The organism is Clostridiales bacterium (assembly GCA_014799665.1).
Lineage (GTDB): Bacteria > Bacillota > Clostridia > Christensenellales > Pumilibacteraceae > Anaerocaecibacter.
Map to the genome: position 1 here is coordinate 17,685 of JAAVHP010000025.1, position 19,730 is coordinate 37,414.

The 19,730-nt window shown below is 52.7% G+C and carries 18 protein-coding genes; 17 read left to right on the forward strand and 1 reads right to left on the reverse strand.

Features of this window, described 5'->3' with window-relative positions; genetic code table 11:
* Window positions 1-2: 2 nt before the first annotated feature.
* The 13 genes from HDT28_07815 to mnmA all read left to right on the forward strand — a co-directional run bounded on the left by HDT28_07815 (window position 3) and on the right by mnmA (window position 12,512).
* Entirely contained in the window at window positions 3-2,855 is a 2,853-nt protein-coding gene (locus tag HDT28_07815) for a leucine-rich repeat protein (GenBank protein ID MBD5132473.1), read from the forward strand.
* A gap of 139 nt (window positions 2,856-2,994) precedes the next feature.
* Window positions 2,995-3,144, forward strand: coding sequence for a 50S ribosomal protein L34 (gene rpmH / locus HDT28_07820; GenBank protein MBD5132474.1), 150 nt, complete (start codon window positions 2,995-2,997; stop codon window positions 3,142-3,144).
* 4 nt (window positions 3,145-3,148) lie between these two features.
* On the forward strand, window positions 3,149-3,478 hold the full coding sequence (gene rnpA, locus HDT28_07825) for a ribonuclease P protein component (protein ID MBD5132475.1): 330 nt from the start codon (window positions 3,149-3,151) through the stop codon (window positions 3,476-3,478).
* Entirely contained in the window at window positions 3,475-3,762 is a 288-nt protein-coding gene (gene yidD, locus HDT28_07830) for a membrane protein insertion efficiency factor YidD (GenBank protein MBD5132476.1), read from the forward strand. The genes rnpA and yidD overlap by 4 nt, the downstream gene beginning before the upstream one ends.
* Window positions 3,750-5,312, forward strand: a complete 1,563-nt coding sequence (locus HDT28_07835) for a membrane protein insertase YidC (GenBank protein MBD5132477.1) — start codon at window positions 3,750-3,752, stop codon at window positions 5,310-5,312. Before yidD ends, HDT28_07835 begins: the two co-directional genes overlap by 13 nt.
* A gap of 36 nt (window positions 5,313-5,348) precedes the next feature.
* Window positions 5,349-6,209, forward strand: a complete 861-nt coding sequence (locus HDT28_07840; GenBank protein ID MBD5132478.1) for a KH domain-containing protein — start codon at window positions 5,349-5,351, stop codon at window positions 6,207-6,209.
* A gap of 203 nt (window positions 6,210-6,412) precedes the next feature.
* Window positions 6,413-6,988, forward strand: a complete 576-nt coding sequence (locus HDT28_07845) for a DUF2726 domain-containing protein (protein MBD5132479.1) — start codon at window positions 6,413-6,415, stop codon at window positions 6,986-6,988.
* On the forward strand, window positions 6,985-7,821 hold the full coding sequence (locus tag HDT28_07850; protein ID MBD5132480.1) for a 4Fe-4S cluster-binding domain-containing protein: 837 nt from the start codon (window positions 6,985-6,987) through the stop codon (window positions 7,819-7,821). Before HDT28_07845 ends, HDT28_07850 begins: the two co-directional genes overlap by 4 nt.
* Window positions 7,822-7,835: 14 nt before the next feature.
* Window positions 7,836-9,668, forward strand: coding sequence for an AAA family ATPase (locus HDT28_07855; protein MBD5132481.1), 1,833 nt, complete (start codon window positions 7,836-7,838; stop codon window positions 9,666-9,668).
* A 13-nt stretch (window positions 9,669-9,681) separates the two neighbouring features.
* Window positions 9,682-9,948: a hypothetical protein gene (locus HDT28_07860; protein ID MBD5132482.1), complete on the forward strand. Its 267-nt coding sequence runs from the start codon at window positions 9,682-9,684 to the stop codon at window positions 9,946-9,948.
* A gap of 45 nt (window positions 9,949-9,993) precedes the next feature.
* On the forward strand, window positions 9,994-10,311 hold the full coding sequence (locus HDT28_07865; GenBank protein MBD5132483.1) for a hypothetical protein: 318 nt from the start codon (window positions 9,994-9,996) through the stop codon (window positions 10,309-10,311).
* 60 nt (window positions 10,312-10,371) lie between these two features.
* Window positions 10,372-11,457 carry a cation transporter gene (locus HDT28_07870; GenBank protein ID MBD5132484.1) on the forward strand — a complete coding sequence of 362 codons (1,086 nt, stop codon included), beginning with the start codon at window positions 10,372-10,374 and terminating at the stop codon, window positions 11,455-11,457.
* A gap of 8 nt (window positions 11,458-11,465) precedes the next feature.
* Window positions 11,466-12,512 (forward strand): tRNA 2-thiouridine(34) synthase MnmA, encoded by a 1,047-nt coding sequence (gene mnmA / locus HDT28_07875; protein MBD5132485.1) that lies wholly within the window; start codon window positions 11,466-11,468, stop codon window positions 12,510-12,512.
* Here mnmA and murC read toward each other — a convergent pair.
* Window positions 12,509-13,762 (reverse strand): UDP-N-acetylmuramate--L-alanine ligase, encoded by a 1,254-nt coding sequence (murC, locus tag HDT28_07880; protein ID MBD5132486.1) that lies wholly within the window; start codon window positions 13,760-13,762, stop codon window positions 12,509-12,511. The two genes, mnmA and murC, sit on opposite strands and share 4 nt — an antisense overlap.
* Window positions 13,763-13,914: 152 nt before the next feature.
* On the opposite strand from murC, the gene spoVG reads away from it, so the two are divergent.
* The 4 genes from spoVG to secA all read left to right on the forward strand — a co-directional run bounded on the left by spoVG (window position 13,915) and on the right by secA (window position 19,685).
* The gene (gene spoVG, locus HDT28_07885; protein MBD5132487.1) at window positions 13,915-14,196 is read left to right on the forward strand and encodes a septation regulator SpoVG; all 282 of its coding nucleotides are present in this window, start codon (window positions 13,915-13,917) and stop codon (window positions 14,194-14,196) included.
* A gap of 365 nt (window positions 14,197-14,561) precedes the next feature.
* On the forward strand, window positions 14,562-16,139 hold the full coding sequence (locus tag HDT28_07890) for a uracil-xanthine permease (protein MBD5132488.1): 1,578 nt from the start codon (window positions 14,562-14,564) through the stop codon (window positions 16,137-16,139).
* 13 nt (window positions 16,140-16,152) lie between these two features.
* On the forward strand, window positions 16,153-16,791 hold the full coding sequence (upp, locus tag HDT28_07895) for a uracil phosphoribosyltransferase (protein ID MBD5132489.1): 639 nt from the start codon (window positions 16,153-16,155) through the stop codon (window positions 16,789-16,791).
* Between the two features lie 188 nt (window positions 16,792-16,979).
* Entirely contained in the window at window positions 16,980-19,685 is a 2,706-nt protein-coding gene (gene secA / locus HDT28_07900) for a preprotein translocase subunit SecA (GenBank protein ID MBD5132490.1), read from the forward strand.
* The last annotated feature ends 45 nt before the right edge of the window (window positions 19,686-19,730 follow it).

Here is a 19,730-nt window from a genome sequence, read left to right on the forward strand (position 1 = left end):
TAATGAAAAAACTGCGAATTATATTTATCGTAGGCGTAATTGCGACGCTTGCCGTATTGCTCGCCGCGTGCGGCGCTCCGCCGCTTCCGTCACCTCAAAACGTAACAGTCAACGAGCAAACGCTTCAACTCTCGTGGGACGAGGTCGAGGGCGCAAAGAGCTATATTGTGTCTTTCGGTGGCGAGGAACGCACAACTCGCCGAAACACATATTCGCTGTCCAATCTTGCCTCAGGCACCTACGGAGTTAAGGTAAGAGCGGTCGGCGACGGCGATAAAACAGGCAACTCTGCGTGGTCGTCCGAAATCATGTTCGTGCGACCCGTCGAGAGCGGGCTCAGCTATCGACTTATAAACAGTAACACCGAGTATGAGGTTTCTGGTATGGGTACGGCAAGCGGCGAAGTAGTCGTCGACAGCGTTTACCGCGGAAAGCCCGTTACTCGTATAGGCGATTCGGCGTTCTATAACAGCGGCAAGCTCACCTCGATAACAATCGGCGAAAACGTTACGAGCATAGGCGTTCGCGCGTTCTATAACTGCTCGTATCTTCAACAGGTAATTATTCCCGAGGGTGTTACCGAAATCGGAGAGTACGCGTTCCAGAACTGCCGCGCGCTTACTTCGGTCAAAATTCCCAATAGCGTTACCAAGATTAACGATTATGCCTTTTCAATCTGCCGCGCGCTTGATGAAATAGATTTCGGCGACGGTGTGACCGAGATAGGTAAGTATGCGTTTACGAGCTGTGTTAAGCTCGAAAACCTCGTTATACCGGACACGATTAAATTTATTGACGAGTACGCGTTCTCCGACTGCGTAGAAAAGGACGAAGACGGAAACGTGACCGGTGGAATTAAAAGCGTTACCATAAGCGGCGCAACCGAGCTCGGCGGGTACGCGTTTAATCGTTGCAGCGCGCTGACTACCGTCAATATCGGTTCTTCGCTCAAAACGATAGGCATGTATGCGTTTTCCGACTGCGACGCGCTTAATAACGTTGTAATTCCCGATAACGTTGAGACTATCAAAGAATACGCGTTCTACAACTGCGACGCGCTCGATACGATCGAGATAGGCAAGGGCGTTACTAGCATAGGCATGAGCGCGTTCAGAGCGACTAAGCTGTGGAACGACGTTTCATATACCCCGTCATCCTCCTCAGACGCTTCGTACGGTTTGGTATACGCAGATAAATGGCTTGTCGGCAATAAGGATACTTCGCGTAAGTCGATAGCTATTGCCGCCGATACCATCGGTATCGGCGCGTACGCACTCTCGGCGATGACCGATCCGGGCATTACCGTATCGCTGCCCGACAGCCTTAAATATATAGGCGATTACGCGTTTGCGGGCTGTGCGGGTATAGCCGGTATTGCGCTTAAAAACGTTGAGCGTGTCGGCGACAGTGCGTTCTACAACTGCGCTAATTTGGGCAGTTTCAGCTTCCGCGAAAGTCTTAGATCGATAGGTAGCTATGCGTTCGCTTACTGCAAATATTTGAATAATCCCACTACTGCGTTTTCGGAAAACTTCGAGAGCATAGGCTCTTACGCTTTCTACGAAACCAAATTTTGGAATGATGCGACAGACGTCGTGTATTGCAGTAATTGGGTTGTTGGCTTTAAGGACGGATCTACCGATGCCGGCAAGGCATTCGTTTCGCTCAAAGCAAATACGCTGGGTATTTCCGATTACGCGTTTTACCAGAGTGCGGCATTGGGTTCCATATCCGTACCGGACACCGTTAAGCGCATAGGCACCGGAGCGTTCCGCGAGTGCAGTTATCTCGTCAGCGTGCGTTTACCCGCCGAGCTCAAAGAGATAAAAGCATATACATTCTATAAATGCTATAATCTCACCGGCATAAATTGGCCAAACACTCTCGAAACTATAGGTCGGTCGGCGTTTTATAACTGCTTCTCGTTTAATGAAATCGTTATTCCCGATTGCGTCAAAGAGATAGACGACTATGCGTTCTATAACCTCACTCTCGAATTTATGGGAGAAATCGTAATCGGAACGGAAAAAATAGTCATAGGCGCAGGCGTTGAAAAGATAGGTAATTATGCGTTCGCAAAGACGACTTCCGTAGAGCAAATCGCCATTCCCGATAGCGTTAAAGCGCTGGGCGTTCACGTGTTCGACAACTGCGGGTTCACCAAGATCACTATCGGCAAGGGACTCGAAAGCATAAACGATTACGCTTTCCGTAACTGCGTAAATCTTACCGAGCTCGTTATTCCCGGTAACATTAAATATATCGGCAAGTATGCATTTAAGAATTGCTCGTCGCTTAAAAAGCTTACGATAGAGGACGGCGTCGAGAACATAGGTCAGTATGCGTTCTCCTCGTGCTCGGCGCTTATGGGCTTGGCTATACCCGATAGCGTAACCTATATCGATAACTACGCGTTCTGCAAATGCGGTTCGCTTAAAAGCCTTAATATAGGCGGTTATGTCGATTACGTGGGCAGACATGCCTTCTACGGCAATAAGTTCATGACCGTCTACTTCGAGGGCGAAACGGTTCCCGACGAATGGAACGGCTATTGGAATTCGTCCTACCGTCCCGTTGTTTTCGGCACGGAACTGAGTAGCGATAAAACGGTGGTTTTGTCGGTAACGCTTAAAGAGAACGGCATTCTTTATCTCGACGCTCTTAACGGCATAGCTGCGCCGGTAAGACCGCTTGAATACGACTGCGTGGGATGGTCGACTACAGCGGACGGCGAAGTCGAAATCAGAGCCGACGAGATCGACAAAACGGAAGGGGATAAAAAACTCTATCCCGTTTGGGAAGAATACGTTGAGCCTGAACCCGAACCTGAGCCGGATACGGGTGCTTCCGAATAAAATGCGACTTAAAAGTACGGTTATTAACGACCGTACTTTTATTTATTTCTAATTAACAATCGCTTGACTTGACCCGCGAATTACTGTATAATACTTAGGTATTATTTGTGGCAGTGCCACGACTTTTGGAGATAACGATATGAAGAGAACCTATCAACCCAAGAAACGTCAGCAACGCAAAGTTCACGGCTTCCGTCAAAGAATGAAAACGCAGGGCGGCAGACGCGTCCTCAAACGCCGTCGCAATAAGGGCAGAGTCAACCTTACGCCCAAGCCGCTCGGCAAATAATTAATTGCTGAATAAAGCGAACAGACTCAATAAGCACGGTTCGTTCTCGTACGTTTACCGCAAGGGTAGGCGACTTACGGAAGCGGACGTCGTTTTGATCTACACACCCGCGCGATCGGTGCGGGTGGGTTTTTCGGTATCGAACAAAGTCGGTAAGGCCGTAGTGCGCAACAAGGTAAAACGCCGCTTGCGCGCGTCGGTCGCCGAGCACCTGAATACTATGTTGGGCTGTCAGGCGATTGTTGTTGCCAACCCGTCGGCGGCGGGCAAGGACTATTCCACGCTCGACTCTCAGCTTTTGGGATTGTTCAAGCGCGCGGGGCTTATTAAATGAAAAAGCGTAAACCTTGGCGCATTATCCGCGATATCGTAACGCTTAAATGGCTGTTCCTCGGGCTTGTGTACTTTTACAAAAAGTGCATTTCGCCGCTCACGCCCGACGTGTGCATATACACGCCGAGCTGTTCCACGTACATGGTGGAAGCCATACGCAAGTTCGGCGTAATTCGGGGTATATTCCTCGGCACTAAGCGTTTGCTTCGCTGTGTGCCGTGGAAGGCGGGCGGGTTCGATCCCGTGCCAGACAACCCCCATGGAGATATGAAATGGCTGTTCTGAACTTAATAACCTCATTTATGAGTGCGGTTCAAGCCGCGATCACGCCGAGCGTTGCGGCGCCCGGCAGTATGTGGCATTTACTGATCCTTAAAACGTTTGCGTTCGTCGCCGATTACGGCTGGCGTATCGTTGTGTTTACCGTGCTGTTAAAGCTTGTCATTTCGCCGCTCGACTTTTATCAGCGGTACAAAATGAACAAGAACCAAAAGATCACCGAGCGGCTCAAACCGACCATTGAAAAACTGCAAAAGCAGTATGCGGGCGACAAGCAGATGCTTTCGCAAAAGCAAATGGAGCTTAACCGCAAGGAAGGTTACAGTTATTTCTCGTCGTGCCTGCCCATGATCCTTACCATGGTCATATTCATTACGTTGTGGTTATCCATGCAGACGATCGCGCAGTACATGACTTTCAGGGAATATACGTCCATGTACGATGAATATCGGTACGTGTACAGCCAGATCTACGATCCCGTCGATCCTGAAAACGTGACCGAGGACGAAGCTAAGAACAAGGTTATTGCACAGAAAATCGGTCAGGAAGTCGTCTTCCAAATGTACTACGAAGGCATTGACGACGCCTATATACAAACTCTTAACCAAACGATAAAAGATTGGCAAGCCGCCGACGTTCAAGCCGCGGCTGATTACGAAGCGGCTATCGCGGCGGGCGAGGAAGCCCAAAAGCCGACGGTAGTAGTGCCGGAAGGGTTTACACTCCCCGACGATTTCACGCTCATGCGCGAGGACGTCACGAGCATTAAAAAGGTTCAGGCGTCATTCCTTTGGATACAGAATATCTGGGCGCCCGACGTGCCGTGGGGCAGTCAGGCGGTTCTCGACTGGTCGACGTTTTTAAAGGGCATTAACAAATACCAGAACGCATCTAAGAGCGAGCTACCGACCGAGGTGCATCAAGACGCGTGCAACGAGGTCATGTACAACGAGGTAATGGGCAAGATACTTTCCGACACCTCGCACAGCCGCACGAACGGATATTTGATCCTGCCTATACTTGTAGTATTGCTGTCGATCGGTACGCAGATACTCTCCATGTTCCAACAAAAGCGCGCGGGTCAGGTCAACGCCACGGGCGGCGCGGCTACGAGCATGAAGGTCATGATGGTAATCATGCCTATAATGTTGGCGGTATTCGCTATACAGTACGCGTCGATATTCGCGCTGTACATGGTAGTCAACAGCGCAACCACTCTGTTCTTTAACTTTACGTTTACGGGCATAATACGGCTCATCGACAAGCGCCGCCACAACCGTAACTACGGTATCTCGGTAGGCAGCACGCGCGGCACCGTCAAGGCGGGTGCCGACGACGCTATTATTCATTATATCAAGGGCGCCAACCCCAATGCCGGTATCAAGGTCGTCGAGGAAGAGCAGCCCGAACAAACGAAAGCCGACAAAAAGGCAAAAAAGGCGGAAAAGGCGCAGAGCTCGTCAAGAACGGTAGTGCGCGGCAGCCGTCCCGACCCGAACGAGCTCATGAGCAGAAACACGTCGCGGACGTCGGACAAGCCGCCTAAGAAAAGATAAAAACACCTTTTAACTACTATAAGGAAACGGATAACCATGACAATCGAAGTTACGGCGAAGAAAATAGAGGACGCCATCAATCAGGGGCTTGCTCAACTTGGTACTACTATCGACAAGGTCGACGTGGAAGTGCTTGAACAGGGCGGTGTGTTCCGTAAAGCCAAAGTGCGTTTGACGCTCGCGGACGAAGCGGAAGAAAAGACCGAGAAAATCGAAAAGCCCGTTAAAACCGAAAAGGCTGCGGAAGAAAAGGTCGAGCCTAAAAAGACCGAAAAGATCGAGAAAACCGAGAAAGCGGAAAAGTCGGTTAAACAGGAAAAACCGACGAACAATGCCGCTGAAAAGCCCGCCAAGCCCGTGCAGCCTAAAAAGCCGCAGGGCGAAGGACCCAAACAATCGAGCGAAAAGAAAGAGGTCAAAGAGCCGCGTGCTCGTACCGAGGAAGATAAGGCGGCGTTTGCGCGCGCAGTAGAGTTCGTCAGGGAAGTCATAAGCAAGATGGGCTTTGAGGGCGCGGAGATAACCGCCGACGAGAAAGCCGAGGTTGTTTCGATCAGCGCGCCCGCAGGCGACGACTCGCTCATTATCGGGCGGCACGGCGAAACGCTGTCTGCGTTGTCGTACATTGCCGAGACCTGTGCTCGCGCCGAGAAGTGCCATATAAACGTTACCGTCGACTGCAACGGCTACCGCGATAGGCGCGCGCAGTCGCTCACCGCTATGGCAAAGCGCCGCGCCGACGAGTGCGTTAATAAGCACCGCCGTATCAAGCTCGAACCAATGGAACGCGTCGACCGCAGGACGATCCACAACGCGCTTACGGGCGACGACCGCGTCACGACCGCATCCGAGGGTAAAGAGCCGTACAGATATATAGTGATCGCGCCCAAGAAATAGCCTACTTCTTTTGAAAAAGAGGCAAGCAAGAAAACTTTGCTGTTGCGTGTCAGATAAGTAAGTATTGCTTCGCTGCACCCAATTAGCTTCGTGTCGTTACTAATATCTTTACGCAAAAACATTCAGATTAATATTATTTATTGATTGCTACCGATAATATAATATTAACCAAAGACGACAATAAAATTATTCAGAGGGTTACGTTGAAATTCAGAAAAGGCGTATATATAATATTTTTTGCTATCGGGCTGACGTTGTTTGCGTTCAGCCTTATGCCTTTTTTCAGGAACTTTCACGAGGACACGTTTTGGATAATGACTATCGTGAGTGTTGCGCTCATGATCTTCTGTCTTTTCGCGCTGTTCCACAAGCCCAAAGAAAAAGTAAAGCTCAACGCCAGATACGAGCGCAAGGGGAATATGCTCACTCGTCCCGAATACAATTTCTTAATGACGCTTCGCGAGATCTCGCCGAGCAAGTACGAGGTAGTGCCGCAGGTCGCGCTTACTTCGGTAATCGATAAAAAGACGAACACTTCCTACCGCAACGAGCTTTTCCGCGTATGCGATTATTGCTTTGTCGACCGCGATACATTCGAGCCGTTGCTTCTCGTTGAGCTTAACGACCGCTCGCACCTGCGCGAGGATAGGCGTATCCGCGACGAAAAGGTTGCGGCTATCTGTGAGGACGCCAAGCTTCCGCTCGTCACGTTTTGGCTGGACGGCGATCTTAGCTACAATACGGTCAAGCGCGTCGTTATGAAGGCGATATTGAAATGAAGTGCGTAGACTGTCCGCGCTTTTGCCGCGCCGACCGCGACTGCGGCGAAATAGGGTTATGCGGCGGCGGAAGACTCGCGCGGGTCGCTAAGGTCATAAACGAATTTAAGTACGAGGAACCCTGTCTCGGCACGGTGACGGCGGTGTTCTTTTCGGGCTGTGCGCTCAAATGCTCGTACTGTCAGAATTATAAAATAAGCCGCGGGGGAGCGGGCGAGGAGTACGACGACCGTAGGCTCGCCGCGCTGTTCGACGGCGCGGAACACCCGCTCGATCTTGTCACACCGTCGCACTATCTGTCGAATATAGAGCGTGCGATCGATATATCGGCAAATGCGCATTCGTTCATATATAATACTTCGGGCTACGAGACGGTCGGCGCGGTAAAGCGCGCGGCGAAATTCACCGACGTTTTCCTTACCGATTATAAGTACGGCGATAACGCGGTGGCGACGCGGCTGTCCAAGGCGGGCGATTACGTGGAAGTAGCGCAAAAGGCGTTACGCGTTATGCGCGACGCAGTCCCCGACGAGTGGGCGATCGAGAACGGCGAAAAGCTGCTAAAACGCGGGCTGATAGTTCGGCACTTGGTTTTGCCCGAGTGCGTGGATAACTCGATAAAAGCGATAGACGACATAGCGCGTATAGCGGGAACGAATACCGTTCTGTCGCTCATGAGCCAATTCACGCCAAACGGCGTAGGCGAGCCGAACGCAAGGCTTAAAAAGATCGAGTACAAGCTCGTAGTCGAGCATGCGTTAAAGCTCGGCTTCAACGTGGGATATATCCAAGATTTCGATTCGGCAAACAGCGCGTACACGCCCGAGTTTTAGGCACAAGGAAAGTTATGGATTTTTTCGAAAGCGACAATTTCAACGCCGAGCAGATAGCCGAGGAAGCCGAGCATTTATCGCGCGTCCTCGACATGATGCGCGAGCAAATATATCTTTTGGAGAACGACGGGTTCGAGTACCGCACCGTCGATATTTACGACGAGAATGACGTTGAGGAGTACCGCACGGACAAGTTCCGTCACGACGCGCGCAAGCGCGATATTGCCATACTCAAAAAATCGCTGTCCACACCGTACTTTGCGCGTATGCGGCTTCAACCGGTGGGCAGGGTCGCGGCGTTCGACGATACGCCGTCCATGACGCGCCGCCGTCCCAACGATATAGAGGAAGTGTTTCTCGGCGACGACCCGGACGTGTACGTGGGCGCGAACGTGATCGTGTACAAGGATAAGATCATCGTTTTTTCGCACAACTCGCCGCTCGGCAACAAGGTGTACGAACGGTTCGAGAACGGCACGATAGAGTACGGCGGATACGAGTACAAGGTGATTTTTCGGCGCAAGTTCGATATACGTGACGGCAAGCTGGAAGCGGTGTTTCAAGACTATTCGAGCGAAGCGGGCGGGGTAGTCTACGATAAATTCCTCGCGCATATGCTCGAAATAAAGCGCGGCGATAAGCGCTTGACCGATATAATCCCGACGATCCAAGCCAACCAAAACGCCGTCATCATCCGTCCCGCCGACGAGAACTGCATAGTATCGGGCTGCGCGGGCTGCGGCAAGACCATGCTTCTGCTGCAACGGCTGGAATACCTCGGCTTTAACAAAAAGCTCGACCTCGAGCGCGCTGTGGTCATCTCGCCGAGCGAAAGGTATATCGAGCATATCCAGCCCGTTGTCGACGATCTTATGATAAACGCCGCGCGGCGCATAACAATGCCAGAGTTTTACCGCGAGCTTATCTTATCGCTTAAAGGCGTTAAGGCGGCCGAGAGGAAAGCGCTCCAATCGGGCGAGCCGATAGGCGATGAGCAACTGTCGAACGAAACGGTAGCCGCCTGCTACGGCGACGGTATCAAGCGCAAGCTTATAGCAGCGCTCGGTACTGTCAAACAGAACTACAAGAAAAAGCTTGCCGCATACCGCGAGGAGCTCGATAAGTACGAGCGCGAGCTCGCCTGGACGCGCGGCACGTACCTATCGCCCGAACTGAAAAAGCCTAAGCTTCCCGTGCTCGCGATCGATATAGATAAGTTCCCGTTCATTCCTACGCTTCCGCGCGGACTTACCAAATGCAAACTGTACCTACTTCTCACCGCGTACTGCTACGTGCTCGGCAAGCCTGCGTTCGACGGCGTGCTGTTTATCGACGAAGGACAAGACTATTTTTACAACGAGTATAAGCTCATCGCCGAGTGCACGAAATCTACGGTAAATATTTACGGCGACACTAATCAGCAAATCACGGCGAGCCGCGGCATCGACGATTTTTCAAGGCTCGACGGACTGTGGAGCGTGGAGCATTACGCGCTGAACGAGAACTACCGCAACGCGCGCGAGATAACCGAGTTTGTCAACGACCTTTTGGGTATGAACGTTACCTCGCTCGGGCTTGACGGCGGCGTAGTCAAAAATATAGATTTCGGCGAGCTTAACGGCGAACTCCGCCGTGCGGGCGACGACCGTATCGCGGTCATTTATTCGGCGAACGATAAAGATACTTACAAGCGGCTTAAAGGCGTCGTGCCCGAAAAACTGCTGTATACGGTTGCGCAGAGCAAGGGTATGGAATACGAACGCGTTTACGCTTGCGGCAGTATGACGGACACCGAGAAGTACGTGGCGTATACTCGCGCGCTCGGCGAACTGTATATAGTTAATTGAAAAAGAGGTTCTTATGATACATTCTATGAGCGGCGGCGTGCTCAGCGAGTACGACAGCTTAACGTTCGTTAAGCTTCAATTCGACGGCGAGCAAGCGCCGTACTGGTATATAACCGAACTGGAAGTGGATGAGGGCGACCGCGTTCTCGCGCCGTTCGGCGTTGCGGGGCTGGGCAAGGAAGCTACGGTGATCAAGGTCGAACGCAACGTTTCCAGTCAGGTCGCGCCCGTGCCCGTAAAGCGCGCCAAAAGAATATTGCGCGTGCTCGACCGCAAGTAAAATATAACGCTTGACTTTTAAGCCCGTACACTGTATAATTAAACCATGTTTTTGAGTTTGCAAACCTATATAGTCGGGATAATAATCGGCGTTGTCGTTTTGCAGTACGCGTTCGCGCTGTTCTGCTTGATGAAGCTTGCGTACTTCGATTTGGAGCGGTATCAGTATATACTGTGGAACTTGCTCATACTTATCGTGTTCTTTATTGGCGGCATATCGTTCCTTATATATTGCGCCAAGCACCCCGAAAAAAGATTGAAGCGCGCGACCGATAAGCTCGAACAGCCCGAAGGAGATGAACAATCGAAGGCGGCAGACGAACAACCGCCCGCCAAAGAGGATAACGCGCAGGATAACGAATAAACTTTCCCTCGGCGTTTCAAGGGTTTTGTTTTATCTATAATTATTAATTTTTAATTGACTATGAACGGTCGCACTGTACGCGCGGCGGTCACACTCGGTGTGGGGCTCGCGCTCAACATAGCGCTCGGCGTTACCAAGCTTGTCGTAGGCATAACTGCGGGATCGACGTCGGTAACGAGCGACGCGATAAACAACGTGACGGACGCGGCGGTGTCCGTCGTTACTCTCATTGCGACTTTTCTCGCCGCGCGCGGCGCAGACCACAAACACCCGTTCGGGCACGGTCGGTACGAGTATATCGCAACCTTCGTCCTCGGCGCGGTCATACTCGCCGTGGGTATAGAGGTTTTCACGAACGGGCTCGAACGCGCGATAACGCCCGTCGCGGTCGACGCGGGGCTCGCCGTATGGCTTGCGCTCGGCATATCCATTGCGGTAAAGGCGTTCATGGCGCTGTTCTATGGCATAAGCGGCAAACGCACGAAATCCGACACTATCAAGGCGGCGGCTGTCGACGCTGTGTCCGACGTTGCGGTAACGACAGTCGTTCTCGCGTGTATGCTTATCGAAAAATTCACGGGCGCGTACATAGACGGCTATGCTTCCATGGCGGTATCCGTCGTTATCGTCGTCATGGCGATACGCATACTTATAAGCACCGTCAGCGTATTGGTGGGCGAGCGTCCCAACTCCGCGCTGTATGCCGAGGTCCTTGCGATCGTCGAGAACACGCCCGAGGTCGTCTCGGCGCACGACCTTATCATAAACGACTACGGCGCGGCGACCAAGATCGCCGAGGTGGACGCGGTACTGCCCGCGGATATGCCGTTCGTTAAGGTCCACGCCGTGTGCGACGGCATCGAGCGCAGAGTGCTAGCGGCAACGGGCGTCAAGCTGTGCGTGCACGCCGACCCGCTCGACGGCGACGCGCGCGTGACCGAGATCAAGCGCCGCGTGGACGCCGCGCTCGCTAACTGCGGCGCTTCGGCGCACGATATAACTATCGACGACGAAGCGGGCACTGTCACGCTTGATATTCGGCTCGCGGACGGGAGCGTGCACGAGAAAGCCGTCGTTGCCATGGCGGAAGCGGAAGTGCGCGCGGTAACGCCGTTTGCCGTGGTCGTAAACGTAGATTACATTTGAGGTGTTCGTTGGGTAAGAAGGTCATTATAGGAATGAGCGGCGGCGTCGATTCGGCGGTCGCCGCGTACGTACTCAAACATGACGGCTACGACGTTACGGGTCTTTTCATGCACAATTGGGAGGAAGAAGGCGAGTGTCCCGCCGCAACCGATTGGCAGGACGTACGCGCGGTCAGCGACAAGCTCGGCATAGAGTGCTACTCGGTCAACTTCGCCAAAGAGTACATGGACGGCGTGTTCGAATATTTCTTAAAGGAGTACCGCGCCTACCGCACGCCCAATCCCGACGTGCTTTGTAACCGCGTGGTCAAGTTCGGCGCGTTCCGCGACTACTGCATGACGCTCGGCGCGGACTATATCGCAACAGGGCATTACTGCAATATCTCGGGCGATAGGCTCATGCGCGCGGTGGACAATAACAAGGATCAAACGTACTTTCTCAATCAGGTAAAAACCGAACAGCTCGGTGGCGTTCTGTTCCCCATCGGCGGCATGGTAAAGCCGGATGTGAGAAAGCTCGCGGACGAGCTCGGCTTGTCCGTCGCCAAAAAGAAGGACAGCACGGGCATTTGCTTTATCGGCGAGCGCAAGTTCAAAAAGTTCCTGTCCGAATATCTGCCCGCGCAGAGCGGCGAGATCGTCGATACTTCGGGCAAGGTAGTTGGCAGGCACGACGGGCTTATGTACTACACGCTCGGTCAACGGCGCGGCTTAGGTATAGGCGGCGTGAAAGGCGAAGCGGGCAGGTGGTTCGTGCTACGTAAGGACGTTAAGAATAATCGGCTTATCGTGTCGTGCGGCGACGAGAGCGAGCTCTTTACTTCGTCGCTCACGGGCAGCGAGTTCAATATAATAGGCGAGTTCGATATGCCGAGCGAATTGCGCTGCACCGCCAAAACGCGCTACCGTCAGCCCGACTTCGGCGCTACGCTTTACTATAAGCCCGACGGAAGCTTTACGCTCGATTTCGACGAGCCGCAGCGCGCCGTCACGCCCAGTCAGTATGCCGTGATATACCTCGGCGACAGATGCTTGGGCGGCGGAGTGATCAACTAAATCATTCCTAATTGAATAAACCTATCTGCACAAATATCAATATCGCCTGCGCCCATGAAAATGAGCGCTTTTTCTTTTAGTCCTTTACAGAATTCGAGTATCTCGGTGAACGTGTCGAAGCAGTACGCGTTCTCTTTGTTTTCTACGATCTTGCGGCAGAGCGCGTGCGAGCTGACGCCCTCTATCGGTTTTTCGCGCGCGGCAAATATGGGCGCGAGAACGACCGTGTCTGCTTTGCCGAGCGCGCTTGAAAAATCGTCTAATAACGCTTGCGTGCGCGAGTACGTATGCGGCTGGAACACGACCGCGACCGACGGAAAGATCTCGCGCGCGGCGGATATGGTCGCTTGTATTTCGGTTGGGTGGTGGGCGTAGTCTGTCAGTATCGTTTTGCCGAACGCAAGCCCCTTGCGCTCGAACCGCCGTCCCACGCCGTTGAACTCGTATAGCATGGGCAGTATTTCGGTGAGCGGCACGCCGCACTCTGTTGCCGCCGCAATGGTGGCGAGCGCGTTGTATACGTTATGTACGCCAGCCACGCGCAGCTTGACGTCGGCGTGCTTTTTGCCGACAAGAGTGAAGGTGCGCAGCCCGTTCTTGCTTGCGATATTCACGGCGCGGTAGTCGCAGCCCTCGCGCGTGCCGAAAGTGACGGCGGTGGGGAAAAGCTTAACGCACAGCTCGTCGTCGCCGTTCACGATAAGCTTTTTGCAGTTTTTCGAAAACTGCACGTATGCGCATATAAGCGAATCGAGCGTTTTATAGTAGTCGGGGTGGTCATACTGTACGTTGAGTATAACGCCTACGTCGGGATGCAGGTGGGTAAAGCTGGCGCGATACTCGCACGCCTCGGTCACGAAAAACTTGTCGCCGCCCGCGTGCGACGCGTCCTTAACGCCCACGTGCACGGTAGGGCGGCGGTTTTTAAGCGCCGCGCCGAGCATGGCGGTCGTCGTGCTTTTGCCGTGACAGCCCGCAACCGCTATGACCGTTTTATACACGCGCGCAAGCTCGCCGAGATATTCGGCGCGTTCGATTATCGGGATATTAAGCTCGCGGGCTCGGACGAGCTCGCAGTTGTCCTGCGGCACGGCGTTGGTGTATACGACAAGGTCGGCGCCTTCTACGTTTTTGGGGTCGTGCCCGCCGAGCGTATTGTCCGAGCCCGTTACAATATGCCCGCGGCTTGCCGCAGCGTCAGAGAGCGCGCGCATAGAAACGCCCGATATTCCTACGAAATGAATTTTCATATAATTAGATATGCCGCGGACGGGGCTCGGGTGCTTGTACGGCACGGTTAAAAACAAACGGCTATAAACAAAAAATTTTTACAAACCTATTGATTTTACTTGCAAAGTATGTTACACTAAACATGGTCGCAATCCAATTTCGGAGGAAAATTGTGGAAATCACCGAGGTAAGGCTTCGCCTTGTCAAGGAACCCGGCAAACTCAAAGCGGCGGCATCTATCACTATCGACGGTTGCTTCGTCGTCCACGATTTGCGTGTGGTTGAAACGGAGGGTGGTCTTTTCGTCGCCATGCCTAACAAGCGATTGGGCACAGGCGAGTTCCGTGATATCGCGCATCCCATCAATAACGAAACGCGCGATTACATAGCACAACTCGTGATCGGTAAGTACAAAGAAGAACTCGAACACGCTAACTCTGCTCCACAAGATTGATAATTGGTTCCATTGTAAATATCGTTACGCGAACCCGCCGAAGCCAAGCTCGGTTTCGGCAGGGTTTTGTGTTGTAAATTTTTGTTAATCGGGAATTAAATATATTGTTTATCCCCGAGTATACAAACCTAAAAGTTTCTTGGTGACTTCTTTGCCAAAAGAAGTAACTTTTTCGACAAATTTCTTCTTTTGTGTTGACAAAGGCGTGGGCATTTGTTATACTTAACAACGATAGGCTTCGCGCCTAAAAAAATTTTGCTTTTTTTCGGGGAAGAACTATTTTTTCGGCGCGCGTATGCCTTTGGTTTTCGGTATTACGCGTTTTTTATCGCGCAGTATTAATCAAACAAAAGGAAGGAAAAACTATGGAAATGATCTACGGCGTAAAAGACAGGCCGAAATTCGGTCGGCTTTTACTCTTTTCGCTGCAACAACTGCTGGCGATACTCGCGGCTACGATTGCCGTCCCGATGATCGTAAAGAACGGGATGTCGCCTGCGGCGGCGCTGTTCGGCGCGGGTATCGGCACGTTCGTTTACCTGCTCTTTACCAAGTTCAAAAGCCCCGTGTTCCTCGGCAGCTCGTTCGCGTTCCTCGGCTCTATGGCTGCGGCGTTTGCAGGCGGCGTGTCCATGTCGCTCGGCTATCTCGGACTTATTATCGGTGCGGTGTTCGCGGGACTTGTGTACGTGATAATCGCGGTCATAGTCAAGTTTGCGGGCGTTAAGTGGATAGACAAAATCATGCCTGCGGTCGTTATCGGACCTACGGTCGCTATCATCGGGTTGTCGCTTGCAGGCAACGCGATAGGCGATCTCATGAAGGGCAGTGCGACTTACGACGTAACTTCGATCGTAGCAAAGATAGTTGACGGTATGCCCGTGATTGAGAACGGCGTTGTAGTTACCGAGGAGATAACCACGACTTTCACATACGCCAATACGTTTATCGCATTGCTTTGCGGACTTGTAACGCTTATCGTCACGATCGTGTGTTCGGTATACGGCAAGAAAATGGTCAAAATGATACCCTTCGTTATCGGTATCCTTTCGGGCTACGCGCTTGCCGCTATATTTACCGGATTCAGCTATATAGAGGGTGCCGAATGCCTTCGCGTTATCAACTTCGATACGTTCAGCACGCTCGGACAAGCCTCGGCATGGTATCCCGACTTCTCGTTCATAACCGCTTTCTCCGGTAACTACGTTGCACCCGAGGGTGGCACGATAGGTGGATATATCGGCACGATCGCCGTTGCGTACATACCCGTCGCGTTCGTCGTGTTCGCAGAGCACATCGCCGACCACAAGAACATTTCGTCCATTATCGAAACCGATCTACTTAAAGACCCCGGACTTCACCGCACGCTTCTCGGCGACGGCGTAGGCTCGATCGCGGGTGCGTTCTTCGGCGGCTGCCCCAACACCACCTACGGCGAATCGGTCGGCTGCGTGGCTATATCGCGCAACGCTTCGGTCGCTACTATATTCGTGACTGCGTGCATGGCGATTATTGCGGCGTTCCTTGCGCCGTTTACGCTCTTCCTCGCCAGCATTCCCAGCTGTGTAATGGGCGGCGTGTGTATCGCGCTCTACGGCTTTATCGCCGTAAGCGGTCTTAAAATGATCCAGAAGGAAGACCTCGACGACCACCGCAACCTGTTCACCGTTTGCGTTATCCTTATCGCCGGTGTGGGCGGCATGGCGCTCAAAATCGGTCAGGTCACCATTACCGAAGTCGCGTGCGCGCTTATCCTCGGTATCATAGTCAACCTCATAGTCAATATCAAGAAAAAGAAAGGCGCCGAAACCGAAAACGGCGAAACGGTAAACGCTTCCGCAGAACCCGAAGCCGTCGAGCAACCGACGGCCGAATCGACCGAAAGCGAAGCTCAAACGGAAGCGGCTGCAACCTCCGACGAGCGAGCTCCCGAAAAGGAATAGGATAGGTGAAAGCATGAAACATTTCGATAACGTTACTATACTCGACCATCCGCTTATCAGCCACAAGATAGCTATACTGCGCTCGGTCGATACGCACACCAAAGACTTCCGCGAGCTTATCGAGGAAATAACCGTGCTCCTTACGTACGAGGCGTTCAAGGACGCGCCGACGCAGGTCGTAGAGGTCCAAACCCCGCTCGAAAAGTGCAAGCAGAAAATGGTTCAGGAAAACTCGATAGCGATCGTTCCCGTGCTCCGCGCGGGGCTCGGCATGGTGAGCGGCGTGCACGTTCTGTTCCCCACGGCAAAGGTCGGGCATATCGGTATGTACCGCGACGAGGAAACGCTCGAACCGCAGGAATACTACTGCAAGCTCCCCGAGGGTATCGAGAAGAAGCGCGCTATCGTGCTCGATCCCATGCTCGCAACGGGCGGCAGCGCCGACGCGGCTATCAAGCTTCTTAAAAAGAAGGGCTGCAAGGATATTCGGCAAATGTCGATCATCGCCGCGCCCGAGGGCGTTGAAAAGCTCGCCACCGCGCATCCCGACGTAAAGATTTACGTGGCGGTGCTCGACAGATGCCTTAACGAGAACGGCTATATCCTTCCCGGTCTCGGCGACGCGGGCGACAGACTTTTCGGCACGAAATAAGAGCAATTAAAAACAATCAACCGTCGCTTATAAAGCGGCGGTTTTTGTATGTCAAAAAAACAAATATTTCAGCGTAACTTTTCTTCGCTTCCTTCTTTTATTCAAAAGAAGGAAGAAAATCTCTTGCAATTATCTTTTAGATATGATAAAATGATAAATGTTGCATAGTATATGCGCGAGAGGTAACAATGGGACTTATTTCGTTTATAACAGGCAGTGACAACAGGCGCAACGTGCGCAGGCTCTCGGCAAAAGCCGAGCAAGTCCTCGCGCTCGAAGACAAGTTCGCGGCAATGTCCGACGACGAGCTTCGCGGCATGACCGAGATTTTCAAAAAGCGATATAAAGAGAATTTCGAAAGCCTCGACGATCTTTTGCCCGAGGCGTTTGCCGTCGTTCGCGAAGCGGGCAAGCGCGTACTCAATATGAAGCACTTCAAAGTGCAGATCATGGGCGGTATCGCATTGCACCAAGGCCGAATCGCCGAGATGCGTACGGGTGAAGGTAAAACGCTTGTATCGACTCTGCCCGCGTACCTTAACGCGCTTACGGGCAAGGGCGTTCACGTAGTCACGGTCAACGACTACCTCGCGCGCCGAGATGCGGAATGGATGGGTAAGATTCATAGGTTCTTGGGACTTACCGTCGGCGTTGCAGTTTCCGGCATGAGGCCCGACGCTAAGCGCAAGGCGTACAACTGCGACATTACCTACGCCACCAATAACGAGCTCGGTTTCGACTACCTGCGCGACAACATGGTAGTGCGCCGCGAGGACATGGTCCAGCGCGATCTCGCGTTCGCCATAATCGACGAGGTAGACTCCATACTTATCGACGAAGCGCGTACCCCGCTCATCATTTCTGGCAAGGGCGGGAAGAGCAGCGAAATGTATAGCCGCGCCAACCGCTTTGCGCGTCGGCTCGTCAACGAAGAAGATTACGAGATAGACGAGAAGAAGCGCGCCATCAACCTTACCGAACAGGGTATCGAGCGCGCCGAAACGTACTTCGAGGTAGAGAACCTCGCTGATATCGAGAATACCGAACTTTATCATTATATCAACAACGCGCTCAAAGCGAACTTCATAATGCACCGCGATCAGGACTATATCGTCAGCGACGGCGAGGTCGTCATAGTCGACGAGTTCACCGGTCGTCTTATGATAGGTCGGCGGTACAACGACGGCTTGCATCAAGCCATCGAAGCCAAAGAGAACGTGCGTATCCAGTCTGAGAACAAAACGCTCGCGACGATCACGTTCCAAAACTATTTCAGACTGTATGACAAGCTTTCGGGCATGACGGGTACCGCCAAGACCGAGGAGAACGAGTTCCGCTCGATTTACAAGCTCGACGTCGTAACGATCCCCACCAACCTGCCTATTCAGCGCGTTGACGAGAACGACCTTTTGTTTATTAACAACAACGGCAAGATGCGCGCTATCGTCGCCGACATTAAAGAATGCTACGACCGCGGTCAGCCCGTTCTTGTAGGTACGACCAACGTAGAAAAGAGCGAAGCGCTCAGCAAGATCCTTCGGCACGAAAAGATCCCGCACAACGTTCTCAACGCGAAGAACCATGCCAAGGAAGCGTCTATCGTAGCACAGGCAGGCAAGTTGCATCAGGTCACGATCGCGACCAACATGGCGGGTCGTGGTACCGATATTATGCTCGGCGGCAACGCCGAATTCATGGCGAAAGAAAAGCTTGCCAAGGACGGCTTCGACGAGCCGACTATCGACCTTGCGGCGTCGGTGTTCCCCGCGGAGACCGAGGAAGTCAAGCAGGCGCGCGAGCTGTACAATAAGTACATGGACGAGTTCAAGGCGGAAGTCGCCGCTGAGAAAGAAAAGGTAATCGCGTTCGGCGGTCTGCGCATAATCGGCACGGAGCGCCACGAGTCTCGGCGTATCGATAACCAGCTCCGCGGTCGTGCCGGTCGTCAGGGCGATATGGGTTCGTCCATATTCTATCTGTCCGCCGAGGACGACGTTCTGCGGTTGTGGGGCGACAGGCTCAAAAAAGTCATGGGTATGTTCAAGGTGGACGAGGACACTCCGCTCGCCGCCAAGATCTTGTCCAAGCAGATAGAGAACGCACAGCGCAATATAGAGGGGCGCAACTTCTCGGTGCGTAAGTCCGTTCTCGAATACGATAACGTAATGAACAAACAGCGCGAGATTATCTACGCGGAGCGCGGCAAAGTCCTTAAAGGTATGCCCATGCACGAGGAGATACTCAAAATCATGCGCGACCGTTGCGATACGGTCGTCGACGCTTACACCGATCCCAAGGTCGACTACGACGAGTGGGACGCGGAGGAGCTCAACAAAGAAGTGGAGCGCAAGCTTCTGCCGGGCGTCGTGGAGTTCTTCGACGAGGACAAGCTCAAAAACTATGCGCTCGACGAGCTCAAAGATATGCTGTATCAAGCGGTCGAGAAAACGTATCAGGAAAAGATCGACGAAGCTACCGCGCACAACGTCAACTTCGAGGACATCGAGCGGTACGTCATGCTTCGCGTCGTTGACCAGAAATGGATGGACCATATCGACAACATGGACGCGCTTCGCAGCGGTATCGGCTTAAAGGCGTACGGTCAGCAGGACCCCGTTATCGCGTACCAGCGCGAGGGCTTCGATATGTTCGACGAAATGATCTCGAACATTCACGAGGACGTTGTAACGATGCTCATGCGCGCCAACGTCGAGTATCCGCCCGAACCGCCCAAGCAGGAGACCGTGCTTATAGAGAACCACGGCGACGGCGAGCGACAGGTCCAAGAACCCGACGTAACGCCCAAGTCCAAGCAGGTAGGGCGTAACGATCCCTGTCCGTGCGGCAGCGGCAAGAAGTACAAGAACTGCTGCGGCAAAGACGAGAGCAACTAACAATTAAAAATTAATAATTAAAAATTAAAAGAGTGGTTTGTTTTT

Coding starts and splice junctions, on each gene's coding strand:
- secA (MBD5132490.1), top strand. CDS start 16,980: ATGGGACTTATTTCGTTTATAACAGGCAGTGACAACAGGCGCAACGTG.
- HDT28_07840 (MBD5132478.1), top strand. CDS start 5,349: ATGACAATCGAAGTTACGGCGAAGAAAATAGAGGACGCCATCAATCAG.
- HDT28_07890 (MBD5132488.1), top strand. CDS start 14,562: ATGGAAATGATCTACGGCGTAAAAGACAGGCCGAAATTCGGTCGGCTT.
- murC (MBD5132486.1), bottom strand. CDS start 13,762: ATGAAAATTCATTTCGTAGGAATATCGGGCGTTTCTATGCGCGCGCTC.
- HDT28_07815 (MBD5132473.1), top strand. CDS start 3: ATGAAAAAACTGCGAATTATATTTATCGTAGGCGTAATTGCGACGCTT.
- HDT28_07865 (MBD5132483.1), top strand. CDS start 9,994: ATGTTTTTGAGTTTGCAAACCTATATAGTCGGGATAATAATCGGCGTT.
- HDT28_07850 (MBD5132480.1), top strand. CDS start 6,985: ATGAAGTGCGTAGACTGTCCGCGCTTTTGCCGCGCCGACCGCGACTGC.
- yidD (MBD5132476.1), top strand. CDS start 3,475: ATGAAAAAGCGTAAACCTTGGCGCATTATCCGCGATATCGTAACGCTT.
- upp (MBD5132489.1), top strand. CDS start 16,153: ATGAAACATTTCGATAACGTTACTATACTCGACCATCCGCTTATCAGC.
- HDT28_07860 (MBD5132482.1), top strand. CDS start 9,682: ATGATACATTCTATGAGCGGCGGCGTGCTCAGCGAGTACGACAGCTTA.
- HDT28_07870 (MBD5132484.1), top strand. CDS start 10,372: ATGAACGGTCGCACTGTACGCGCGGCGGTCACACTCGGTGTGGGGCTC.
- HDT28_07855 (MBD5132481.1), top strand. CDS start 7,836: ATGGATTTTTTCGAAAGCGACAATTTCAACGCCGAGCAGATAGCCGAG.
- HDT28_07835 (MBD5132477.1), top strand. CDS start 3,750: ATGGCTGTTCTGAACTTAATAACCTCATTTATGAGTGCGGTTCAAGCC.
- rpmH (MBD5132474.1), top strand. CDS start 2,995: ATGAAGAGAACCTATCAACCCAAGAAACGTCAGCAACGCAAAGTTCAC.